Here is a 22,561-nt window from a genome sequence, read left to right on the forward strand (position 1 = left end):
AGAAAAAGGAAGCCAGTGTGAGAGTGTTACTCATAGAAGACGACAGCTTTATCGCTGAATTTGTGATTCAAGGTTTAGAGCAGGAAGGGTACAGCGTTACTCACACCGCCAATGGATTAGATGGCGCGCATCTCGCTAAGAGCGAACCGTTCGATATTCTGATTCTCGACATTATGCTCCCTGGGAAAGATGGCTTTCAGATTCTTTCGGAATTGCGCGGCGAAGGGCACACCATGCCTGTTATCATATTAAGTGCCAAACATTCAGTAGAAGAGAGGGTGCAAGGGCTAAAAGCAGGCGCAGACGATTACCTGATAAAGCCGTTTGCGTTCAGTGAATTACTGGTGCGCTGTCAAACGCTATTGCGCCGAATGTCGGTCTCTACCACGCCAAACAACACCCTAAAATATCGCGATGTGGAGCTTGACCCGCTCAAGCGAAATGTCACACGTAGTGGCAAAGCGATTACCCTCAATCAACGGGAATACGCACTGGCGTATTTGCTGTTGCAGAACCCAGAAAGGGTGTTATCGAAAACCAATATTTTGGAATCGGTTTGGGGGTATCAGTTCGACCCTCAAACCAACGTGGTGGATGTGTTGGTGTGCCGTTTACGCGCTAAGTTGGATAAAGGCTTTGATTCGTCGCTGATTCATACCATTCGCGGGGTGGGTTATGTCCTCAAAGCCGAACATTGAGTTAGCGCTGCAACAAGCCAAAAAGCAGCTGTTTGCCCAGTTTATGAGCTTGCTGCTTGGGGGCTTAGTGGTGATCTTATTGCTGATCGGTGTGGTGTTTTTCTTTGATTCATACAAAGAAGAAAAGAAATACTTGCACAGTTTATCAACGGAGTACCAACGCATTCTCACCTACGAGTCGGACGAAAAACTGGTGCATGTGATCGAATCCAACCAACAACGGTTGTTTGAAAACCATATCGCGGTGTATCTGTCGGATGAACAAGGCGTACTGAATTATTTAGCGGGGGATGAATTCCCCATGTACGGGCTAGACAAAGCCGTTGTGGATTGGGATGCTCAGGGCTTTATCTATTTTCTTACTCAGCCACATTTAGCCATTCAATTGAAGGGTAAACAACAGGTGTTTCGGCTGATTGTGGATTTGAATTCTCGTTATGCTTCGGCGTTCAAAAATTGGTTGATCACCTGCTTTTCCGTGGTGCTGATGGCGTTGATCACCGCGTTGTTGGTGCATCGCTTGTTAACCAAAACACTGCGCCCGTTGTCTCATTTAGCCAAGGACATTCAACGTTTAGATGAAGGCAATTTGAGTGAGATTGCCCAAACTCAAGAAGCCGCTGCCAGCGGTGGATTTTCTTTGCTTTACAGCAGTGTTCATAACATGTTGAGCAAGCTGACGACCTGCATCACTACGCTCGACAGAACCTTGGACGCCATTGCACACGACTTGCGTACCCCCCTGACTCGCATTCATTTAACGGCGGAACAAGCGCTGTCTCTTCCTAATCCGGATCCAATGCCAGAACAGCTGACAAAAGCGAATACCCTGCTGACTAGAGCCTTGAGTGATTGTGCTGAGAATTCGACTCAAGCCAATAACTTGCTCACTGCATTGATGAAGCTCAATGACGAACTGACAGGGAAAAAGCCCACCTTATTGGAAAGCGTTGACCCCAATACCATCGTAAAAACAGTCGCCAGTTGGTATGAAGACATCGCCGAGGTGAACGGCATTGCGTTGACTCTGGAACTGGCGGATAGCCAATTAGCCAAAGCGGACGCCAATAAGCTGACTCAGATTATTGTTAACGTGTTAGATAACGCGCTGAAGTACACGCCAGAAGGGGGAACAGTCACCCTCTCTACGTCCATCAATACTCAGCGGCAATACCAAATCTCCATTCAAGATACCGGTATTGGTATTGAGCCTGAATTCCACGAGCTGATTTTTAAGCGCTTATTCCGCGTTGATGAAAGCCGAAACTTAACCCGAGGCTATGGGCTAGGGCTGTCATTAACCAAAGCCATGATAGATAGCCTAAATGGGTCTATTTCTGTGGAGTCGGCAGCCGGCAAAGGGAGCTGCTTTAGGATTGTGTTAGAAACAGCAGAAGCGTAAATGATGCGTTAGCAAGTGCGTCAGCCGCTAGCAACAGACCCTCACTAGCGGTTGATGTTTTTATGAATTAGGACGATTCCTTCCCCTTCAAACTTTCGTCGTTGGATTGTGCCGGTGTTCTTGCGACCAAAAATACGCCAGAACGGACCCCGAAAGGTTGTGCCAAATCGAGAAAATGCCAGCGGGCAGTGCAGAAAGCGGCGTAAAGAACTTGAGCGCGAGGGCAGTGGCTAACCCAGAATTTTGTAGCCCCACTTCAATAGCAATGGTGTTACAGGTGTTTTTGTCGAACCCTAACAACCGACAAGCGCTGTATCCCGCAATCAGACCAATGCTGTTATGAATCACTACCGCGAATAACACCCCTGCACCAACATTGGCAATTTGATGTCGGTTTAAGGCAACGATGATCGCAATCGCGAGCACAATCGCCGCCATGGCAACTAGGGGTAATACTGGGCTGAGTTGTTCGATGGGTTTATGGAATAGGTGATTGAGCAATATGCCAATACTAACGGGCACGAGTACGCTTTTAACAAGGCTCAATACCATTTGAGTCACAGGCACATCGACTTTGATCCCCAAAAACAGATCGACGAGAAATGGCGTGACTACCATACCGAGCAAGGTTGAGGCCGTGGTCATGGTGATCGATAACGCGACGTTCCCTTTTGCAAGATAGCAAATCACATTCGAAGCGGTGCCCCCCGCCACACTGCCTACCAACACCATACCTATGGTTAGTGAATCATTCATATTGAATGCTAACGCGATGATGAATGCTGCGAGAGGCATAATCGAGAACTGAAGAAAAACACCCACACTCATCGCTTTTAGGTTAGAAGCCAAGCGATAGAAATCTTCAAACTTAAGCGTTAGCCCCATGGAAAGCATGATGATCGCCAGTAAGGGGACTATTTGGCTTTTCAGTGGAACGAAAATGTGAGGCGCAAAAAAAGCCGCTACGGAGCCTAAGGTCGCCCATAAGGGAAACCAATGGATGATTGTGTTAAGCATAGTGAATATAGGTGTAATCTTACTTAAATGTTTGATAATTCAATGAATTAAGTGCTTTTTATAGGTCGTATTTGAAAACAGAGTGGCAATGCCTCTCTTATTGATTTTTCTCTCACGCATTAGCACGTATTTCTTCATTGGTGGAGTAATAAATTTTATTTTAGATAACGGTCTCATCGTAATAGAAACCGACCGAAAATCTTCCACAAAATAAGGTAAAGGAATCCCAAACTTTACTGCTCCTTCCAATTTAAATGTGCAATAAGTTTCATTATCACATAGTTTGGACTTTGAAATGAAACCATATTCATATGGTGTTCGAACTCTCAAGCCTGTTAGCAATAACAAGCACTTATCAATCATATAATCAATAATAACCACAGGAAAACAGTATGTTAAAGAAAGTACTAGGTTACTGTATTGCCGCTTCGTTCGCGGTGATTTCAACGTCAGGTCATGCGCAAAATGATGAAGAACAAGGGTTCACATCGGAGGGTCAAACACTGGCACCATTGGTGTTTGCTCCTGAAAACCAAGGGGTGAAAAACCAGTACATTGTGGTACTGAAACAGCCTTTCTCTGTGGCGAGTAACCCTGAATCAATCCCACTGTTTACGCAACAAACGGTTTCCAGTTTGGTGAGTGAGCAAGCCGTGGAAGTCGGTAAAGTGTTCGACCGTTCAATAAGTGGTTTCGTGGCAACGCTATCGGAAGAGCAGCTCCGTTCACTGCGTGCCGATCAGCGAGTGGAATTTATTGAACAAGACCGCATCATTTCGATTGATCCTGTGGTTTCCGCCAACGCCAACCAAGGGAATGCAATTTGGGGGCTAGACCGAATTGATCAGCGCAGCCTTCCACTGAACAGCAATTACAGCTACATCTACGATGGAACCGGTGTGACGGCGTACGTTATCGATACAGGGGTGACCGTCACGCACCCAGAATTTGGTGGTCGCGCCGTTTCAGGTTATGACTTTGTTGATAATGATAGAAACGCAACAGACTGTAATGGTCATGGTACACACGTTGCGGGCACCATTGGGGGGTCGCAATATGGTGTCGCGAAAAACGTCAATATTGTGGGTGTGCGCGTATTAAGTTGTACAGGTTCGGGGTCTACCTCTGGGGTTATCGCGGGTGTAGATTGGGTCGCGGCAAACGCGTCTGGTCCGTCTGTGGCTAACATGAGTTTGGGGGGGGGTGTTTCCTTGGCATTAGATCAGGCCGTGGCCAGTGCCGTTCAATCCGGTGTGAGCTTTATGCTTGCCGCAGGTAACGAAAATTCCGATGCCTGTAATACATCTCCGGCGCGTGTAGCAAGTGGCGTAACGGTTGGATCCACGACCAGCAGCGACTCTCGCTCAAGTTTTTCAAACTGGGGTAGCTGTGTGGATGTCTTCGCACCGGGTTCCAGTATTAAATCGGCTTGGTTTGACGGCAGCTACAAAACAATTAGTGGTACCTCCATGGCAACACCACACGTAGCGGGTGTAGCAGCACTGTACTTACAAGCAAACCGTTACCTTTCTCCTGCTCAGGTCTCTAACTTAATCACTCAACGTGCGACAGTAGGTAAGGTGACAGATACCAAAGGATCGGTCAATAAACTGCTTTATAGTCTCAGTGGCAGCAATTGTGAACCCGATTGCGCGAATCCAGGGGATGGCAAGTTAACAAACGGTAGCGCAGTAACCAATATCAGTGTGAATCGTGGTGAAGAAAAACACTACTATATTGATGTTCCTGTTGGCCGATACTTATCGGTGACAATAAGCGGTGGTACGGGCGATGCTGACTTGTACACTCGTTTTGGTGCGAAACCGACGACCAGTTCTTGGGATTGTCGTCCATACCGCAGTGGCAACAGCGAAACGTGCACCGTTTCTAACACGAATAGCGGCCGCTACTACATCATGTTAAGAGGGTACAGTTCAGCCACGGGGGTAACCTTGAAAGCGAGTTATTAAGGTCAATAGACCGAGAGTTAACTCATAAACGCATTCACTTATAAACGTGTTCACTTATAAACATGTTCACTTATAAAAAAAGCACCGTTCGGTTAGAACGGTGCTTTTCGTCGCTTAGTCCGACACAGCTGGTAAGTTGACATTCTTTTGAAGATAACCGGCTGGAAGGTAATGGGTCTTTTCATCCATCTTCATCGTGACCGATACGATGAAGTTCTCCCAGATGTTGTCTAGATGGTCATTCAAATCAAAAACAATACCATCGGTGCCCGCAATTCTTTGACCTTCTACGCTATGCATCTGCATGAGTTTGTTTCTATAGTGCAAGGTGACTTGCTCAGCTAGGGGAGAGACGCTCGCCTGCAACGTATTGTCGTCGTTTATATAGAGTATCCCATCCTCCAATCTGCTTTTCCATTCTCCCAAGCGACTAGGAGCGACATCAATAAGCGTGTGTGACGACGTTAGAACACCGTTGCTTCGGATTTCAATAAACAGTTCAATATGGTCGTTGAGTGAAACGTTATCCAACGCTACAAAAAAACGGTTATCATTCAGTGCTACAGGAGTCAGGTTGACAACGGAATCATTGATTTTCGCACTGACAGACATGGATTCAAACGCGTTGTTCAGGTTGTTTACCGAAAAACCAATACGAACATTATTGCCATTATGAATGGTGTCGGTATTGACGGTAATTTCCGCTCCTCGTGGGCTGGTGACTATGATCTTTTCTTCACCAATCTTTTCTCCATTATTAAAAACGTCAATGACGAAGTCTTGATCGGGTGTTCGGTAATCCAGCTGGTATCGGTGCAGTCCAGATTGAACGTGGTGAACAGTACGATCATTGATCTTGAAAGAAAGCGTGTCTTGAGCAATGGTGTTCGAGCTGCTGTAAATGTTGAATTCGCTGATGGCGGCGCTTCTAGAGACAACACTCGAAGCGCTGTTCAGTTTAACGACAGGCGCTGCATTGGTCGTGGGCTGAATGCCCGACACCACCAAACTAAATGGTTGGAACTCCCCCTCTGTGAGGCGCTGATTTAAGCGGATGGTATATTCACCTTCAACGGGGTTTTGGATGAAGACATGCTCTAATGTGTCTCTGGAGTTTCGAGCTCGGTGTGCAGGCGCTGTCTCATTGTATGGGTTAAGCACCCAAGGGTAGTGTGCGTTTCCATCGGGGTCGATGATCGTAATGTCCAGATCGTTCACCAGTACGGAATGCGTTTCCCCTGGTGCTTGTACTGGCCCCGCAGGATCCACCCATGCGAGTGTTGCTCTGATGGGTTGGTTTCCATTACTGGTGACGTTCAATTCAAAGGCATCGCCCATGTCTTTTTGCTCAATAATGATCGAATGTCCACTTTGGGTGTCGTGCAGTATTTGCATTGCGCGATGCGTATTAAGCAAACCATAACCCGACTGGTATTTTGGCCCTTGTGTTTCTTGTGCTGAAGCAGAATGAACTAAAAGCGCTCGAACGGTGGCAGAATTAATTTCTGAGTGATAAAGCTCTTTCGAATACTCTTTTACGAGGGCACTGGCACTCGAAACAAAAGGAACCGCATGCGATGTCCCCATACTTTTCGCGTAGTCTTCTTTATAAAAAGTGCTTCCCCATATGTCGGTACCAAATGCCACCAGCTCTGGTTTTATTCTGCCGTCGCGTGTTGGTCCGACATTGGAGTCGTGCCAAATGGTAAACCCCTCTCCAGCGATTTGAGCGTTACCCACACTTAAGATATTTTTGGATGCGCCATCTGATGCGACATACCCAGATTCATTGCCCGATGCAATCGCCACTAATAAGTTTGAATTGGCATGAGTGATATCATCATAAATATGAGATATTTTTTGATATAAACCTTGAACCTCTTCATCTTTGTTATTTCCCCCTGCCGAATACCCCCAAGAAAAATTCTGTGTGGAGATATTGGTGGTGTTACTCAGATTGATTAAGGCTTGATGAGCATCAACGATGGCGACGCCAGTTGCATAGAGAGAAGCTTCAGGTGCCGCTCCTAAAACAGACTTTTTGCCATTTCTGTCTACATTCTGATGCCCGATCATCGTTGAAGCCACGTGAGATGCATGGTATGTCCCCTCGAATGCCCCTGGATAGGTGTGCATCACCTTAGGGTTGAAAGCGAGGCTCCCTTCAATCGGCACCCCAGTCTCCATCATTCCTATTACAGCATTTTTCCCTTTAATATGGCTGAACTTGGGATCTTCCCACATGGAAATAAAGCCCATTCGGCTCAAGAACTCTTCATTTAAACCATAATGTGTTTCCGCAAAAACAACATTAGGCGATATAGCCCCTGTTATTAATGAAACCAATATAATGTTTTTTTTCATAAATTAAGTCATTTGTTTAGGTATCGATGATTTGGTATTTATTATGAGTTTGTTTTCTTATTTTAAAAGCACTTCGATGTAAGTAAATATGTAATAATATTTAATGGTTATACTTTTTTACTTATTGATTTATTAAAAATATTATTAATATTTCTCGGTCGTTTTTATTTTACTTCTGATATTTTTATTACTTATAATTGTTATTATTTTAATTGTTTTTCTAAAAGAATAGGTTGTTCAAGTTTGTGGGAAGAGAATAGAGATAGAATGATGCTTCACTGAGGATTTGGGTTAAGGACATTTTATGAAACTCACGCCATTTCACGTTGCGATTCCTGTTCGTCATTTAGAAGAGTCCCGCCAGTTTTACCGAGAGGTATTAAATTGCAGCGAAGGTCGCAGCAGCGACTGTTGGGTGGATTTTAATTTGTACGGTCACCAATTGGTGATCCATCTCGATCCCTCAATTGGCGAAGACGGAAAATTACGCTTGCATCACAATTCAGTCGACAGCCATTCGGTGCCCGTTCCACATATTGGTGTTGTGCTGGAAATGGCGGATTGGGAGGCACTTGCCACTCGCTTAAAGGAACAACGTGTTGAGTTCGTGATTGAACCTTATGTGCGATTTAAGGGGCAAGCCGGTGAACAAGCTACGATGTTTTTTTATGATCCGACCGGCAATGCACTGGAATTCAAAGCGTTTAAGGACATTGACAGCCAACTGTTTGCAACGGACTGAATAACTTAAATACTGGTTAAATGGCGACAAGCATGTCGTGCGCTTCTTTTCGGCTGGAAGACAAGAGTGCCAAAATGGTTTGTTCATCTTCCATGGTGCGAGCAATGGCGACAGTGCCTATTGCCAACGCCGTAATGGCGAACACCTTATTTTCGTCACACTCTTTGTATCGTCGAACATAATTAAGAATCGTCTGGTTCATGTTTTGATAGATACCCGAAAAGGTCGTTTTCGCCTCAGAATTTTTTGTCGAAATATCGGTAGCGAAAAACGCGAGAGGACAAGGAGTTTCGCCTTTTACATGTTCGATACTGAAGTAGGTGTTGAGCAGTAACTCGACCCATTCTTGAGGGGAAAGGTGATCCGGTTTTCTCTGCACCAAATGTGTTTCGCTTGCCCCTTGAGACAATGCGCAGCTATAGAGCTCCGCCTTACTTGAAAAGTGGGTATAAAATGCGCCTCGCGTTAAGCCACAATCTTCCATCACCCTATCAATGGTGACGCAATCAAACCCTTTTTGTGAAAAAAGGTGGAAGGCACTTTTGAGTATTTTTTCTCGGCTCTTTTGCTTATGTGCTTTGGTATATGGCATCGTTTCTTTTAAATATGTTCTTTAACATATTTTATATGCTACCTAGTATCCCGTTTGCAGCAAGTTAATTGGGAGATAAACGTGAGCAGTTATAAAGAGAAATGTCATTGCCAAAGAATACAAGTGTGTATCCAAGAGAAAGCTCACTGGGTAGTGGTTCCTACTGAAGTACCTGTGTTTACGGGTAACAACTAAAGTGGAAAGTAGGATGGAACAATTGAAAATAGTGATGGTTAGGCATGGAAAGCCGAGTTCGGCATCCAATGTTGTTGTGGATGCGTTAGGCTTTAAAAAATGGGTGCGTGATTATGATTTATCTGGTGTGGATACCAAAAGCGTGCCGACTACAGAGTTACAGTTGGAGATAGAAAACAGTTACTCGGTAAGCAGCGATCTTAATCGAGCCTTGCATTCGGCTAGGCTTTGTACCCACAAAGAAGCCGATTGTGTTCTAAAGGAATTAAGGGAGTTTGACATTCCTTGTTTTGATTGGCCATTCAGGTTTTCCGTGAATAAGTGGTTATTATTTTCTCGCCTAAGTTGGTATATGAACATTGTGGGAAAGAGCGAATCGAGACGTTCTGGTCAGAAACGGTTAACGAAAGCTGTCGATCTCATCGAAGAAAAATCACGAGAACAACCTAGCGTGGCAATATTTGGGCATGGGCTGGCGAACAGATTTGTCGCTGCGGAGCTAAAACGTCGTGGCTGGACATTGTTATCCAGTGGATCGGGTTATTGGGGAGTCACTCGGTTGGTTAAAGACTTGGAGTGAATTTGTTCGTGTTGGATTCAAGGCGTTTAACGCTTTGATGTTCTGAACGTTTGCGGTGTTCTTCCGGTCCAGTTTTTAAAGCCTCGTCTGAAATTGGTGGCGTCGCTGTAATCCAGCCGATGGGCAATTTCATCGACGGATAATTCGGTATGAATCAAATACTCTTTCGCCAATTCGCAGCGGACTTGGTTGAGCAGGGCTTGGAAGCCAGTGTCGTGTTTGGCTAAGTCTCGGCGAAGGGTTCTTGAAGAACAGCCAAAGTGGGCTGCGATGTCTTCTATAGAGGGAAAGCCCCCCGCACTCTGGTACAACATCGCCTTAATTTGATTCGTGAGTAAGTGAGGCGATTCCAGTGTATTCATGATGGCGTCACACGATTTAAGGCATGTCTTTAGCGTGTCAGAATGGTGCGACTTTAAAGGGCGTTGCAAGATGCTGGCATCAAATCGAAGCTCAAATTGAGTGCTATTGAAATGAGTTTGGCAACGGAATCGATCTTGATATTGATCGGCGTAGGTAGGCTCGGCATAAGGTAAGTGCAAATCAATAGTGTCCAGTTTAACGTTGGTCATTTCTTCAAATAAGGAGGCAATGGCACTTAAAAAATATTCGGTACAAAATGGCAGCAGTTCCCCAATATCTAAGGTGTTTTTAATGCGAATACTCGCAATATCGTCGTCATTCGTCACTTTTACCGCAAAAACGGGACCATTCAATCTTAAGTATTTAAAGCCTGTTTTCACTGCCTCTTCAACGGATTGGCTGCTTAATATGGCGTAGCCGAGAACACCAAAGTGGCGAAATTTGGCGAGTTCCCCCAGCGTTAATCCGAGCCCATCATTGCCCCAAATGCGGTTCACTTTGCCAAACAGCACCAATTTATCGGAATACGTAATCTGGCATTGCGGGTTTTGCCAATCCAGCTTTTCCAGCCCAGTGCTTTTCAAGAGTGGAGTGGTGTTAATGCCGCGTTCGTTCAACACACTAAGTAACAAGGCAACATCCAGCGTGCCCAGTTGGTAGCGGTGATCAGTAGGAAAGTATTCGGCAATAATGGCCATTAGGATTGAACTTTGTTGTGTTTTCTTCAGTATACACAAACAACGCTGCCATTTGGGAGTGTGCCTTTTCTTACATTGCCTCCTCGGAATAGTGAGGTTTGGTGGATTTAGACGATAGCACGCTGAAACTGTGAAGCGAATGTGGAACATGTCCGAAATTAACCTCCTATAAAAGGGCGTTTCCCGCCAAACTGTTAACAGTATGTAAACTATGCTGGTTTGAAAATGATCGTAACGCGCCTTGCACCTGAAACACTTATTGCCGCGAATGGTAAGCCTCAATATGGGCAGTTTGATGGCATACCCAAACAACTCGCAATCGAGGAGTTTGATTACCGTAACACCATGGATAGAAAAGCGTCGGCGTTGAGGCGGTATTTCCACTATAAGCAGTTTCAGTTTGTCAGTGTGATTACCGATCGCTACGTTATTGGGGTAGCGATTGCAGATATTCGCTATCTAGGATCGGCGTTTTGTTATGTCTACGATATCGAGAAAAATGAACTGATAGAAAACAACTGGTTACGTCCATTGAATTGTGGCTACGCAACGGCATCGTCGCCTTATACGAGCTTTGCTCACATAGCTTCTAAGCAGATTCAGTTCCATCTTTTTGAAGGCAGTTGGCAGGTAAAGCTGAACACCAAAAACATCAAAGCCGATTTAACCTTGTCTGCCCCCAGTGGAAGCTTACCCTTGGCGATGTGTACGCCTACGGGTTACACCGGTTGGACATACACCCAAAAACACAACGCGCTATCGGTTCAGGGATCCTTGGCGGTAGATGGTCAGTCAGTGCCTTTGGACTCTGCATTGGCAGGGTACGACTTTTCTGCAGGGTATATGCGGCGTGAAACCAGTTGGCGTTGGGCAAGTATCAATGCTTGTTTGGGTGAAGCCACTTTCGGTTTAAACCTCGCGGCAGGGGTGAATGAAACGGGAAGCTGCGAAAATGTGTTGTGGCGAAACGGCGAGAGGCATTTTCTTTCGAATGTGCATTTTGAGTTTGACCGCGATAGTTCTGATCAAGACAACATCGACCAACATTGGCGAGTTTTCTCTGAAGATGGCTGTGTGGATTTGGTTTTTAAACCATTAAACAAACGCAGCGAGAAGCTGGATCTTTGGCTACTAAAAAGCAATTTTAGGCAGTTTGTTGGGCAATTTTCTGGATCTATTAAAGATAATCACGGGCAAGTGCATCATCTCGATGAGGTACTTGGATTAACGGAAGACCATTTCGCGCGCTGGTAGGTTCGATGTGCTAGTGCAGATAAGGACGAACTCATGGACATAGACTCCCTTATTCACCATCCAGAATGGTTGCTTATCGCATTAGCGCCTTTGTTTATTGTCTGTATTTTGGTGGAATATGTTATCGGTCAGAAAAAAGGAAAGTTACCAGACAATGCGGCCTATAAACTCCCGGAAGTCGCCTGCAATGTTGCCCTTGCGGGGATGCACCAGTTTGCCGACTTGCTGACCGGGTTAATGGTGGCTCAGCTTTACTTGTGGCTGTTTGGTTGGCGTTTACTGGATATTGAAATGGGGTTAGCGAGCTTTCTGGTATTAGCGGTATTGCAGGACTTTTGTTATTACTGGTTTCACCGAGCAAGCCACCGAATTCGATGGATGTGGGCAGCGCATGTGGCACACCACAGTTCGGAGCGGATGAATTTCAGTACGGCTTTTCGACAAAGCTTTATGTACCCTTTAGCCGGAATGTGGGTATTTTGGTTGCCATTAGTGATCATCGGGTTTGATCCTAAGTGGGTGGTGTTTGTGGTGTTGTTAAACTTAGGCTTACAGTTCTTTGTTCATACGCAATGGGTACGTACGCTCGGCATATTGGAGTCTGTATTTAATACGCCATCGCATCACCGTGTGCATCATGGTCGAAACCCGCAATATATTGATAAAAACTATGCGGGTGTATTGATCATCTGGGATAAGCTGTTCGGCACTTTTGAGCCTGAAGTTGAAACGGTGCGCTATGGTATTTCTAAACCCGTAAACAGCTTTAATCCGCTGGTGGTGACGTTTCATGAATGGCGAGACATGTTTAAAGAAGCCAGCCAAAAAGACCTGTCGGTACAGCAACGTTTCAAGGCGTTATTTTCTCCGCCGAGCGATACGCCCATCGCGTCGGCAAAGAGAGCAGAGCCAAAGAAAGCAGAGTCAAAGAAACAACGTGCAGAGCATTAGCTCGCTTGCGCTCAGGTGACCCCACACTTTAGGCTACTTCGGATCTTGCTTGGTGACGGTTGATTGTTGTCCTGTATCTTTCACCTGATACCCTTGCGCCCAGATCTGGTTTCGAATAGCGTCTGCCTCTTCATATTTCCCCTGTTTTTTAAGTATTGTGCGCTTTTCTGCCAGCTCTAGAATGTGTTTGGGTATGGCGACTTCTTCCACTTTGTCTATGTCAATGCCGAAGATTTGGTCGAAATACAGCAACGTGGCTTTCTTGTCGCTACGCGAGATTGAGCTATCTAATACCTCCCATACCAGAGCCAATGCCTTCGGCATATTTAAGTCACGGTTGATGTGCTCAAACAATGCGTTTTTGAATGACTCGTCGACGTGACCACCCTCAGGTAAAGCGGCGACTTTTGCTCTCAATCGATTGAGGGCTTTTTGCGCGCCTTTCAAACTGTCCCAAGTGAAGCTTAAATGGCTACGATAGTGGCTAGTGAGTGCCAAATATCGGTAAGCCAATGGATCAAACCCTTGCTCTAGCAAGCTCTCTAAACGCAGAGATTTTCCGGATTTGGAAATCTTCTCGTTGTCTATTTTTAGAAAGTAACCGTGTAGCCAAAAGTTGGCTTGAACGTGACCATTTTTCGCTTGGCATTGGGCGATTTCATTGGTGTGATGAACGGGGATATGGTCTTCCCCGCCAATATGAATGTCGAACACTTCACCTAGATATTTCTCTGCCATGGCAGAGCACTCAATATGCCAACCTGGAAAGCCTCTTCCCCATGGGCTTTCCCACTCCATTTGTCTTTGTTTGTTTCCGCTGAATTTCCATAGTGCAAAGTCGGTCGGTCGCTTCTTTTCTCCCATATCCACTCGGATACCGGCTTCTAAACCTTGTTTATCCAGCTTTGCCAGTTTGCCGTAATCAGGCAACTTGTTTGTATCGAAATAGACACCATCGCCAGTTTGATAGGTGAACCCTTTTTCTTCCAGAGTTTGAATGAAGGCTATTTGCTCTTGGATGTGCTCGGTTGCTCGGCAAGTAGTGGAAGGGGCAAGAATGTTCAACCGTTTAAAATCTTGAAAGAAGGCGTCTTCGAAATAGGTCGCAATGTCCCAAGCAGACTTTTGTTGCTTGCGAGCCCCTTTCTCCATTTTGTCTTCCCCCGTGTCTCCATCCGACACCAAATGACCGACGTCGGTAATATTCATGACGTGGTGAACATCGTACCCATTGATGTAGAGCACGCGGCGCAGTACATCCACAAACAAATACGTGCGCAAGTTACCTACATGGGCGTAGTCGTATACCGTTGGACCACAGGCGTACAGCCCAACTTTTTTTTGCTCGATGCTGGTAAAAGGCATGAGCTCCCTGTTCATAGTGTTAAACAATTCCAGTGTTGGCTGAGCCATAATTCAATCCTTGTGTCGGGTTTTATTAGTACAGACCCTAATAAATAAACAAATGCAAAAAGGCCGTAGATGGAATCATCTACGGCCTTGGAATTCGTGGGAGTCTTTTTTGTATCAACGGGTTATTGGTGGTACCCCGTTTTTAGTGATGACTCGGTGGCAAATACGCGAAAGCGGCCGTAGATGAAAGATCTACAGCAACAACAAGATTGGTGAGCCATCGCGAATATTGAAGTCATGCGGTTAAGTTAATCGAGATGAGGCAGAATTGCAATGCGTAGGGGGATTGCAAAAAACACTTAATATTGATCTTAGATGACGATATTAAGTGTTTTAATTTTTGAGACTTTAATTCTTTCTTTTATTCAAAATGAATCGTTACACAATCCAGTCCGCCGGATCCACGAAGCAGAGCTTCAGCTTGGTTATGCGTTTTATGTGTGCTAATGGTTGCAGGGGCATGCCCTACGAAATAAACCGAAATTTCTGGAACAATATTTTTAAGCCAATCGGCAAAAGCGTTATTCAGCGATGGAATGCTGGATGCATTAGTCACATAGAATTTGGAATTTCCATGCCCCATTATACCATTTAGCCAATTAACCTTTCGTTGACCAATATCAAACTCACCAATTGCTTTGATTGGAGTAAGACCAGCATCGATAAGTTGCTGATGGATCATTTGGTATATATCCGCATAATATGCAGCTTTTGTCTGTAATTGAGTGACGGTATCTTGCAACTCTGTGCGATCTGCATCGCTGATGGCAGTGTCATTTTGAATCACGTTTTCAACAAACTGCTTACTCTGTTCATAATCATTGATGAGCACTTTACCGTTCTCGAGCGGGCGAAGGTGCATATCAATATGGAATCCTGGCTGAGTCAGAATGACTAAGTTTTCGCGGGTGACACCCAGCTCCTCTGCCATTTTATTGTTAACAATCTCCATCATTGCCATAAATCGGCGTGCTTGTATGCTAGCCTCAGCGTCTGTTAGTCCAGTTCGAATGTAACCACCGGCTTCTAGCATAGCTGCATAGTGCTTCTCTTTAATTCGATCCGTGGGCAGCGTCTCAAGCATGGTATCGATCAGGGAGAAATCAAACTCGGGTGTTTGATTTGCTGCAGTGACTAAATAACCATAAGCCGTATTTAAATGGTAATCTAAATCAAAGCCCTCAGGCAATGGAGCGCCATGGAGTTCTTCATAGCGATTTATAATTTTGGCTTTGACATGACTCACATCCATATTGATTGTCGCCGCTTTAACTTGATCATAAGGGGCACTCATAATCTCAGACTTCGCTACCATGAGCTTCGCAAAATGAAGTTGCTCTTCCAGTGTACTGCCCACGGGTAATAGATTGGCTGCTTCTAACAAAAGTCTATCTATTTCTGGGTCATTGTTTAACTGAAAATACAGGCCCTTAAATGTGTGTGGGATGATGGAAAGAGAGTATTCTCCTGCTTGTTCTTTTTGCTGTCTTTTTGCCTCAATGCGCTCTTTACTAAACCGTGTGTGACGTAACGCTGTTTGCAGTACCGCATCTCGTCCAACAAGAGCATATAGTGTGCCATTTTCACGTTTACCAGTAAGCATGTTGCCGCCATCAATAATCGAGAACGTTTTGATAAGCTCTGCTCCGGAGCTTTTAGCGTAAGAGTCCGCTTGTGATAGTGAGTACGGTTTGACTCCCTGCGAAGTCTTGATACCTAAACTATGGTGACCTTCAATTGTTGCTATTGGTGACTTCCCTGCGGCCACCACAAACGCAAAAAATGGGTCTTTCCTGTCCCCAAGTGATTTCTTAGGTCGAAATATTTTAGTTCCATCTCTCGAAGACCACATGTTGTCTTCCGCCCATAAACGCATATTATCGTTAATCTCAACCATAAATCCTTGTTGTGCACCAACATCGCGTAGCTCTGCTTCGAGCTCGGGTTCAATCGAGTAATGCTTTGGGAGTAAAATTGTGCGGACTTTGTTTGATAAGTCATCGCTGGTTAGCTCAACATTGGATTGCGACTGTTTCACATTATTAGCATTAATAGACCCAGTATGAACAGAAGGATATTCATTGCTTGATTCTCCCGGATAAATGATGGCTTGGTTGGCCATTACGTTACCGGATATCACTAGAGCACTAATAATGAGTGCGAGCTGTTTTTTTTTCACGAGAATGTCCTTTTTTCCATAGAATTCAAAAAGTTTCTCATTCCTAACACAGCAAAAGAGCATTCCTGAATATTTTATAAAATAATCCTTTTTTAAAAGGAAGTAAGGTCACTCTCTGACATTTTTCTGACATCTTTCTGGCATTGATGATTTATCAGCCTATTGATTTAAATAGACTTTATCGAGGGTCAGTATGAATCTTAGTCTTAAGGTGCAGTATAGGTACAGGGTCGTTGGGAGATACGGTATTGGGAGGAAATGAATAACCACAAGATCCGGTGAAAGTCTGAGCGAGAAGTGACTGACTGTAACCATGAAAGCCGGAGTCATGGCTCCGGCTATGATTGGAATGGCACTTTACATGCGTTACTTACACGCGCCTAAGTTTGCCCAAACGTCCCACGGACCTGAGTTTTGCTCTGGGTTTGCGCCTTGCGTCCACCAAGCGGCTTGGTATTTCACACCGTTGTGCTGTACGGAATCTCCCGTTAGGTAAACCGTTTTCTCATCCCAAATGGCTAAGCCTGCACACAAACTGCCGCCGGTTGAATCTTTTTTCACTGTAATACTTTGAGTGTACGCATCCGATAAGTTCGCATCATCAGTGACAACGAGTTTTACCGTGTAAGTACCATCAGCTAGGTAGGTATGCGAAGGCTTGGCTGAGCTAGCATGGCTACCATTTCCAAAGTCCCAGCTGTAATTCAGCGATGCCCCTTCGTGATCAAACGACTTAGAGCCATCAAACGTACAGGCGAGTTTAGTACAGCTGAAGGTGAAATCGGCAACAGGAGGGCGGTTCACATCAATAATGTCTACGTAGCTGTTCGGAACGCCCGCAGGGAAGTAAGAAGAGACTTTTGGCCAAATCTTACTGATGTGCGCGCCTTTGTTGTAACAGCCACCAAGGTGGTGCAGTGCGATAACACGGTTGCTTGATGCCGCTAAAACAGGGGAGCCAGAAGATCCGCCTTCCGTATCGCACAAGTAACCGGCATCGGTATTGGTTCCACGGCCATTCACAACGGGGCGATCGACCTGACAAACACCCGTGTAGTCTGTTTCGATGCCGAGCTCTTTCTTACGCCCGCCTGGGTGCTGAGGAATAAATATGCGCTCAGACAATGAAGGAATTCTCGGATCCAAGCCTAGGTGACCAAATTGCGTGATTCTGGCAAAATCTTTGACATTAAAGAGTGTGTAATCGAGCGTGTAATCCGTAGAAAGAAGTTGGTTAGCTTGGACTTTTACGGTAGTGGCACTGGCGCCACCGCAGCTTGCTTGTTGGTAGTTAAACCACACTTCGGTTGACGCCGCTTCTGCCGCTGATTCAACGCAGTGGTTATTGGTCATCATCAAATTATCCGGACCGACACGCCATGCGGTACATAAGCTGCGTCCGCCGATCAGTAATCGAGCCACAGGGCGTGACAGAGCGTATTCGGTTGGGTGAGAACCCTCATAACATACGGCAGCTTTTTTCTGGTCAGTCCCACAGATGGATTCTGTACCATCTGGGTTCACGTTGATGATGGTATCGATTTCGGCTTGCGTTTTGCCTTTCTGATATTGGTCGATCACCACATTGAATACGCTGTTTGGATCCTTCGCTTTACCAATGACGTTAACTTGCACGGTGTCCCCTTGAATCGACATCGCCGAGAAGCGGTTTACCCCATCATCTCCGGCATTGGAATCGTAGGTTTTTGCCGTATTTAACCCCGGTCCGTAGTGCAACACTTCGCTTCTGTCTGGTGATGAAAGTTCAATCGCCATGCCTTCCGGCACTTGAAATTGCGAGAAGTGGACTTTAATGAAGCTGGCATTTGGGGAGTAGAGTCGGTTTGTGTTCTCTTCATGACCTTGCGTGGCAGATAAAGACAATTGTGCGACTACTTTCTCTGAGATGGTTGGTAAAACATCCGGAATTTGGTTGTTCGTCGCGAAGCTTGACGTTGCGGTTGCTATACCGATTGCCAGAGTACTGATGGCAATAAGTTGTGACTTTCTCTTCTTAATTTGTGTCATGGTATGGTTCATTTTTTAATTCCATTTTATGCATCTGTAAAGTTCAGCCTCGCAGGTATCTCTCTATCTAAGTGCAAAAGTCCCTAAATAATGAAACTGCCCTTTTCTTCGAGGCACTCAAAATCTAGTTGGAATTGATGGTTTCGCTTTAAATAAGCGTAATAAATTCAAGTTATATTAATAAGTTATGAGAAGAGTTCGGGTTAAGTGAAATTAACAAATTGCACATTTAATGAATTAGTGACTGCGTTCTAAATTGTGGATGCCTTTCGCTCAAACCAGAGGCGATGAAGTGTCTGCCGCCATCACGTATCCTCATTTAAAAAGCTAAAGCTAAAGCTAAAGCTAAAGCTAAAGCTAACGGCGAATTCCGATCACCGTCGAGGCATACGCTGGCATAGTTAACCTGAACTAGGGATAAGACGTTATTTATGAAGGTATTTTGTTGTACCATTTAAAAAAGCACCGTCTTTTTGAATGATGCCATTAAAGATCGAATGCCTTCAAAAAGAGAGTGCTTTTAAAAATAACTTGGTAATCAATGTTCTAGTGAGTGGTGTGTTACTGGAAGCAGGTTTTTGCCCAATACGTTAGCCCAGCCGTTACCGAGCCAAAGTAACTACCGCTAACCATCGGGATATTAGGTAGCTGAGCTTCAATTGCTTTTCGTAAAATCGGAGAGCGGGCGCTACCACCGGTTAAGTAAATGGCGTCTGGCATTGTTCCACCTAATTTCACGGCTTCGGTGACCAAATCCATCATTTTTTCTTGGGGTGTCGAGACCGCTTCAGCCATCTGAGCTTGCGAGATATCCACTTCCAACATTGCAGACATCAAATTCAGTTGGGTGGTGAATAGCGGTGCATCAGAAAGTGCAATTTTGGCTTGCTCAGCTTGGCGGATAATGCTGTACCCAAGTGTTTCCAAGTACACTTGCAACAAGTGTGCGATTTTGTTTGGCTCTTGTGCTTCTTTTTTTAACTGTTTGAGTATTTTGTGATTGTCTCTGCCATAAAAGTCGCGCTGCGCTTCAACATTGTTGATGGCGATAGGGTTCCAAAACTGATTTAACGGGATATCGATGCCCGCACTCGTTTTCGATCCTTTACCCAATGCTGGCATAAGCTGCTTGAAGGCAAGGTATATGTCGAAGTCATTCCCTCCGACTCGCTGACCACTGTGCGCTAACAAGCTGTTGGTTCGGTCGGTTTGGCGTGCCCAGTCGGGTCCCATTTCGATCAAGGAACAGTCGGTGGTACCACCGCCGATATCGACCACCAAAACGATTTTGTTTTCACTCAACGTGTTTTCGTAATCAAGACCGGCCGCTACAGGCTCAAACTGGAATTCAATGTTGCGAAATCCTGCTCGCGTTGCCGCTTTTCGCAAAATGGTTTCGGCTTGCTGGTTGGAATCTTCGCCGCCACGACCATGGAAGTTGATTGGTCTGCCAATCACAGCATCGTTAATCATTTGATTGGTACGGTGCTCGGCATTGTTTTTGATATTGACCATCATTGAACAGACCAAATCTTCAAAAAATCGGATTTGGACATCATGCAAGCCTTTGGCACCAAGGAAGGACTTTGGTGACTTAACGTAATACACCTCCCGCGGGTCTTCGAGGTATAAATCCAACGCTGCTTGACCAAACACAATGTCTTCTGGCAAGACTTCAATACCTTCTTCGCGGTTAAAAGCGATGGAGCGTTTGAGCACTTGTTCGCCAATCGAATCGCTGGGTGAGATACCGTGATGGCGAAACAACGCTTCCGATACTGCTTCGCGTGTTGGGGCACATAGAGTGGAGGGAATGAATTCGTTGTTATTTTCTAATGGGATTAATACGGGCTTATCTTTTCCAGATGTTGTGTCTTTCACCATGGACGCTACCGAGCAATTTGCGGTGCCATAATCAAAACCTATGTACATGTCATCTCCCGTATTTGAGTGAAAAGGTCAGCGATACTACAGCAAATGGTTGAGAAAATATATGAGATGAGTTCACGTTTTCTATCGAGTGGGAAATCATTTACTGTGGAGCGCATGGTGAGGTCTATATAGGACAACGCTAAGAGAATAGGGGGGAGAGCTAGAAAATTTCAGGTTTTTAAAAAATATTTTAATCGCTGGCTGGGGATCAATGAAAGGGAATATCGACATTGACGAAAAAATGCAAAGTTAATAGTTTCTATCCGATCATCGGTACGTTGGGGAGCCAGTAAACATAAGGGATGCAGTGTTATGTGAGCTGGCTTCTGGCTAAGTAAACTTTGCTAACTATGAACTTTGTTAACTTATGAACTTTGTTAACTTATGTACTTTGTTAACTATAAACCTCGCTAACCAAGAGATACGGATGCCTTTGGTGTTGGAATCATTTTCTGACGTTTATATAAAAAATATATAGGGAAACATAATGAAAGCCTTAAATCTCTCTAAGCTGTCACTTGCAGCTGCATTTGCTCTGTGCTCTACAGCAGCATTCGCCCAATCACCAGATTATTTGGATATAGTAGAAGGGCGTACTCTAAGCTACTTAAATTCTTCGGATAGCCAATCCCCAAAAATGTTGATAACTTTTGCAGAGCAATCTCATGCGGGCTCCATTGCATTTAACCTTGACCACACTTGTGGCTACGTTACGGGTACGTTGAAAGCGATTAACCCTGGTAGTTTGGATTCTGATGCGAAGATCACACTCAATAAGTTTGGCGGTACTCGTCAATGTACAGCGGAAGAGTTTGAAGATCTTCGAACATTGGTCAGCGCAGACAAAATCAGTAATTTTAGGTTGGCTTATTTTCATATGGAAGTATCTTCCAAGGTCACTGGCGCTAAGATATTATTTACTGATATTACCGATGACATAAAGCCGCAGCGAGCTCGACAAGCGGTGCTCGACTCTTACTGGGTAAGAAATGACGCTACATCCGACAGCCAGTCCGATGAGAAACCTTCTGTTGCTCCTTATTTGGAAAGAGTTCAAACAGACCACCCGTTTTTGGTGGTTCACAATAATGCATTACGCATCTTTGAAACCGATAGAACGGATACAGGTATCGCCGCAGAAACTCTTGTAGGCAGTATCAGCATCAAGAATCGTTTAGCGCCATTGTCTGGAAATAAAGGAACGACATTGACGTTTGACAGAAAATATATAAATGACCACTATTCAAATGGTATTAATTTTACTGAGGGATCTATTGAGTTTGATGATTTTTATTGGTTGCAAAAGATATTTTTGACGTGGCCTGGGGAGTTGAGAGCTAAAAACCGCTTTCAAGTGAATGGTGATTCGCTAATACTGTCTTCCGATACCTCTGATGAAAGCTTTACGTTTAATCGTTTGGTTAAACTCGCCAATATTGAAGATCTTAAAAATACAGAGTGGGTCGGTAGTATTGCAAACGAGAATGTGACGGTAAGATATAGCAGCCACTCCTTGAAAGAGATGATACTTGCTGTGGAAGGTAGAAGCTCAAGAGTTTTCGTTAAGCTGAATACCAACAAGAGTGATTCGTTTAGTAAAGCAGAAGTGGTGAGCTCACTCGGTCGATATTCTTTGGCTACAACGCTGAGCAATGCATTCCCAGACCTGAAATCGATTGTAGTGGATTACTCCGATGCGAATAACCGTAAGCTTCATATAGTGACACAAAGTGAAATCTTCTCGCTGACAGAGAAACGCGCATCGACTCCTATCACTTTTAATTAAATTCGCTTTTTAGGCTAACCAAGCCCTCTGATGGCCCAATCGAATAAACGATTGGGCTTTTTTCGTTTTATTTCTTTCAACGTAAGTGACCATGATGTTCCCATTTTTGGCGATATTGACCAATCTTTCCTTGATGTTGTGTCTTTTACCATGATCGCTATTTTTCTATGGAGGCTACCGAGCACTTTTCGGTGCCATAGTCAAAACCTATGCACATGTCATCTTCCTTATTTGAGTGAAAAAGGTCGCGATTCTACATGAAAGTATGTCATGACGAAACCTTCAATATTATTATGAATGAAAGCCACACCTAATAAATAAGATATACCGTTCTAAAATAAGGCTAATTAAGTCACTTGGGTGTATTTAAGTCGTTTGGTATATCTAAGAAACCAAT

16 protein-coding genes are annotated in these 22,561 nt (G+C 44.7%); 8 read left to right on the plus strand and 8 right to left on the minus strand.

The window, feature by feature from the left end:
• Window positions 1-17: 17 nt before the first annotated feature.
• Window positions 18-698, plus strand: a complete 681-nt coding sequence (locus HC752_RS12785; RefSeq protein WP_190335547.1) for a response regulator — start codon at window positions 18-20, stop codon at window positions 696-698.
• Window positions 676-2,100 (plus strand): sensor histidine kinase, encoded by a 1,425-nt coding sequence (locus HC752_RS12790; protein ID WP_190335548.1) that lies wholly within the window; start codon window positions 676-678, stop codon window positions 2,098-2,100. Before HC752_RS12785 ends, HC752_RS12790 begins: the two co-directional genes overlap by 23 nt.
• An 87-nt stretch (window positions 2,101-2,187) precedes the next feature.
• Here the strand turns inward: HC752_RS12790 and HC752_RS12795 are convergent, their stop codons facing one another.
• A complete protein-coding gene (locus tag HC752_RS12795) occupies window positions 2,188-3,117 on the minus strand; it encodes a bile acid:sodium symporter family protein (protein ID WP_190335549.1) in 930 nt (309 codons plus the stop codon).
• A gap of 392 nt (window positions 3,118-3,509) precedes the next feature.
• On the opposite strand from HC752_RS12795, the gene HC752_RS12800 reads away from it, so the two are divergent.
• Window positions 3,510-5,087 (plus strand): S8 family peptidase, encoded by a 1,578-nt coding sequence (locus tag HC752_RS12800; protein WP_190335550.1) that lies wholly within the window; start codon window positions 3,510-3,512, stop codon window positions 5,085-5,087.
• A 114-nt stretch (window positions 5,088-5,201) separates the two neighbouring features.
• Here the strand turns inward: HC752_RS12800 and HC752_RS12805 are convergent, their stop codons facing one another.
• Window positions 5,202-7,451 carry a S8 family serine peptidase gene (locus HC752_RS12805; protein ID WP_190335551.1) on the minus strand — a complete coding sequence of 750 codons (2,250 nt, stop codon included), beginning with the start codon at window positions 7,449-7,451 and terminating at the stop codon, window positions 5,202-5,204.
• A gap of 304 nt (window positions 7,452-7,755) precedes the next feature.
• Here HC752_RS12805 and HC752_RS12810 point away from each other — a divergent pair, with 304 nt between their 5' ends.
• Window positions 7,756-8,193 (plus strand): VOC family protein, encoded by a 438-nt coding sequence (locus HC752_RS12810; protein WP_190335552.1) that lies wholly within the window; start codon window positions 7,756-7,758, stop codon window positions 8,191-8,193.
• A gap of 16 nt (window positions 8,194-8,209) precedes the next feature.
• Here the strand turns inward: HC752_RS12810 and HC752_RS12815 are convergent, their stop codons facing one another.
• A complete protein-coding gene (locus HC752_RS12815) occupies window positions 8,210-8,785 on the minus strand; it encodes a TetR/AcrR family transcriptional regulator (RefSeq protein WP_190335553.1) in 576 nt (191 codons plus the stop codon).
• Window positions 8,786-8,993: 208 nt separating this feature from the next.
• Between HC752_RS12815 and HC752_RS12820 the strand changes: the two genes are divergently transcribed.
• Window positions 8,994-9,560, plus strand: a complete 567-nt coding sequence (locus HC752_RS12820; protein ID WP_190335554.1) for a histidine phosphatase family protein — start codon at window positions 8,994-8,996, stop codon at window positions 9,558-9,560.
• 26 nt (window positions 9,561-9,586) lie between these two features.
• Here the strand turns inward: HC752_RS12820 and HC752_RS12825 are convergent, their stop codons facing one another.
• Complete coding sequence (locus tag HC752_RS12825) at window positions 9,587-10,621, minus strand: AraC family transcriptional regulator (RefSeq protein ID WP_190335555.1); 1,035 nt, start codon at window positions 10,619-10,621, stop codon at window positions 9,587-9,589.
• A 225-nt stretch (window positions 10,622-10,846) separates the two neighbouring features.
• Here HC752_RS12825 and HC752_RS12830 point away from each other — a divergent pair, with 225 nt between their 5' ends.
• Together HC752_RS12830 and HC752_RS12835 are read left to right on the plus strand one after the other, a co-directional pair.
• The gene (locus HC752_RS12830; RefSeq protein ID WP_190335556.1) at window positions 10,847-11,875 is read left to right on the plus strand and encodes a DUF2804 domain-containing protein; all 1,029 of its coding nucleotides are present in this window, start codon (window positions 10,847-10,849) and stop codon (window positions 11,873-11,875) included.
• Window positions 11,876-11,908: 33 nt separating this feature from the next.
• The gene (locus HC752_RS12835) at window positions 11,909-12,826 is read left to right on the plus strand and encodes a sterol desaturase family protein (protein ID WP_190335557.1); all 918 of its coding nucleotides are present in this window, start codon (window positions 11,909-11,911) and stop codon (window positions 12,824-12,826) included.
• A 33-nt stretch (window positions 12,827-12,859) separates the two neighbouring features.
• Here HC752_RS12835 and cysS read toward each other — a convergent pair whose 3' ends face one another.
• The 4 genes from cysS to yegD all read right to left on the minus strand — a co-directional run bounded on the left by cysS (window position 12,860) and on the right by yegD (window position 20,378).
• Window positions 12,860-14,239, minus strand: a complete 1,380-nt coding sequence (cysS, locus tag HC752_RS12840) for a cysteine--tRNA ligase (RefSeq protein ID WP_190335558.1) — start codon at window positions 14,237-14,239, stop codon at window positions 12,860-12,862.
• Window positions 14,240-14,600: 361 nt separating this feature from the next.
• Window positions 14,601-16,361 carry a hypothetical protein gene (locus HC752_RS12845; RefSeq protein ID WP_238930515.1) on the minus strand — a complete coding sequence of 587 codons (1,761 nt, stop codon included), beginning with the start codon at window positions 16,359-16,361 and terminating at the stop codon, window positions 14,601-14,603.
• A gap of 423 nt (window positions 16,362-16,784) precedes the next feature.
• Window positions 16,785-18,458, minus strand: coding sequence for a PKD domain-containing protein (locus tag HC752_RS12850; protein ID WP_190335560.1), 1,674 nt, complete (start codon window positions 18,456-18,458; stop codon window positions 16,785-16,787).
• Window positions 18,459-19,007: 549 nt separating this feature from the next.
• Window positions 19,008-20,378, minus strand: coding sequence for a molecular chaperone (gene yegD / locus HC752_RS12855; protein ID WP_190335561.1), 1,371 nt, complete (start codon window positions 20,376-20,378; stop codon window positions 19,008-19,010).
• Window positions 20,379-20,865: 487 nt separating this feature from the next.
• Between yegD and HC752_RS12860 the strand changes: the two genes are divergently transcribed.
• Window positions 20,866-22,164, plus strand: a complete 1,299-nt coding sequence (locus HC752_RS12860) for a hypothetical protein (protein ID WP_190335562.1) — start codon at window positions 20,866-20,868, stop codon at window positions 22,162-22,164.
• The last annotated feature ends 397 nt before the right edge of the window (window positions 22,165-22,561 follow it).

This window comes from Vibrio sp. S9_S30 (assembly GCF_014694455.1).
In the GTDB taxonomy this organism is placed as follows: Bacteria; Pseudomonadota; Gammaproteobacteria; order Enterobacterales; family Vibrionaceae; genus Vibrio.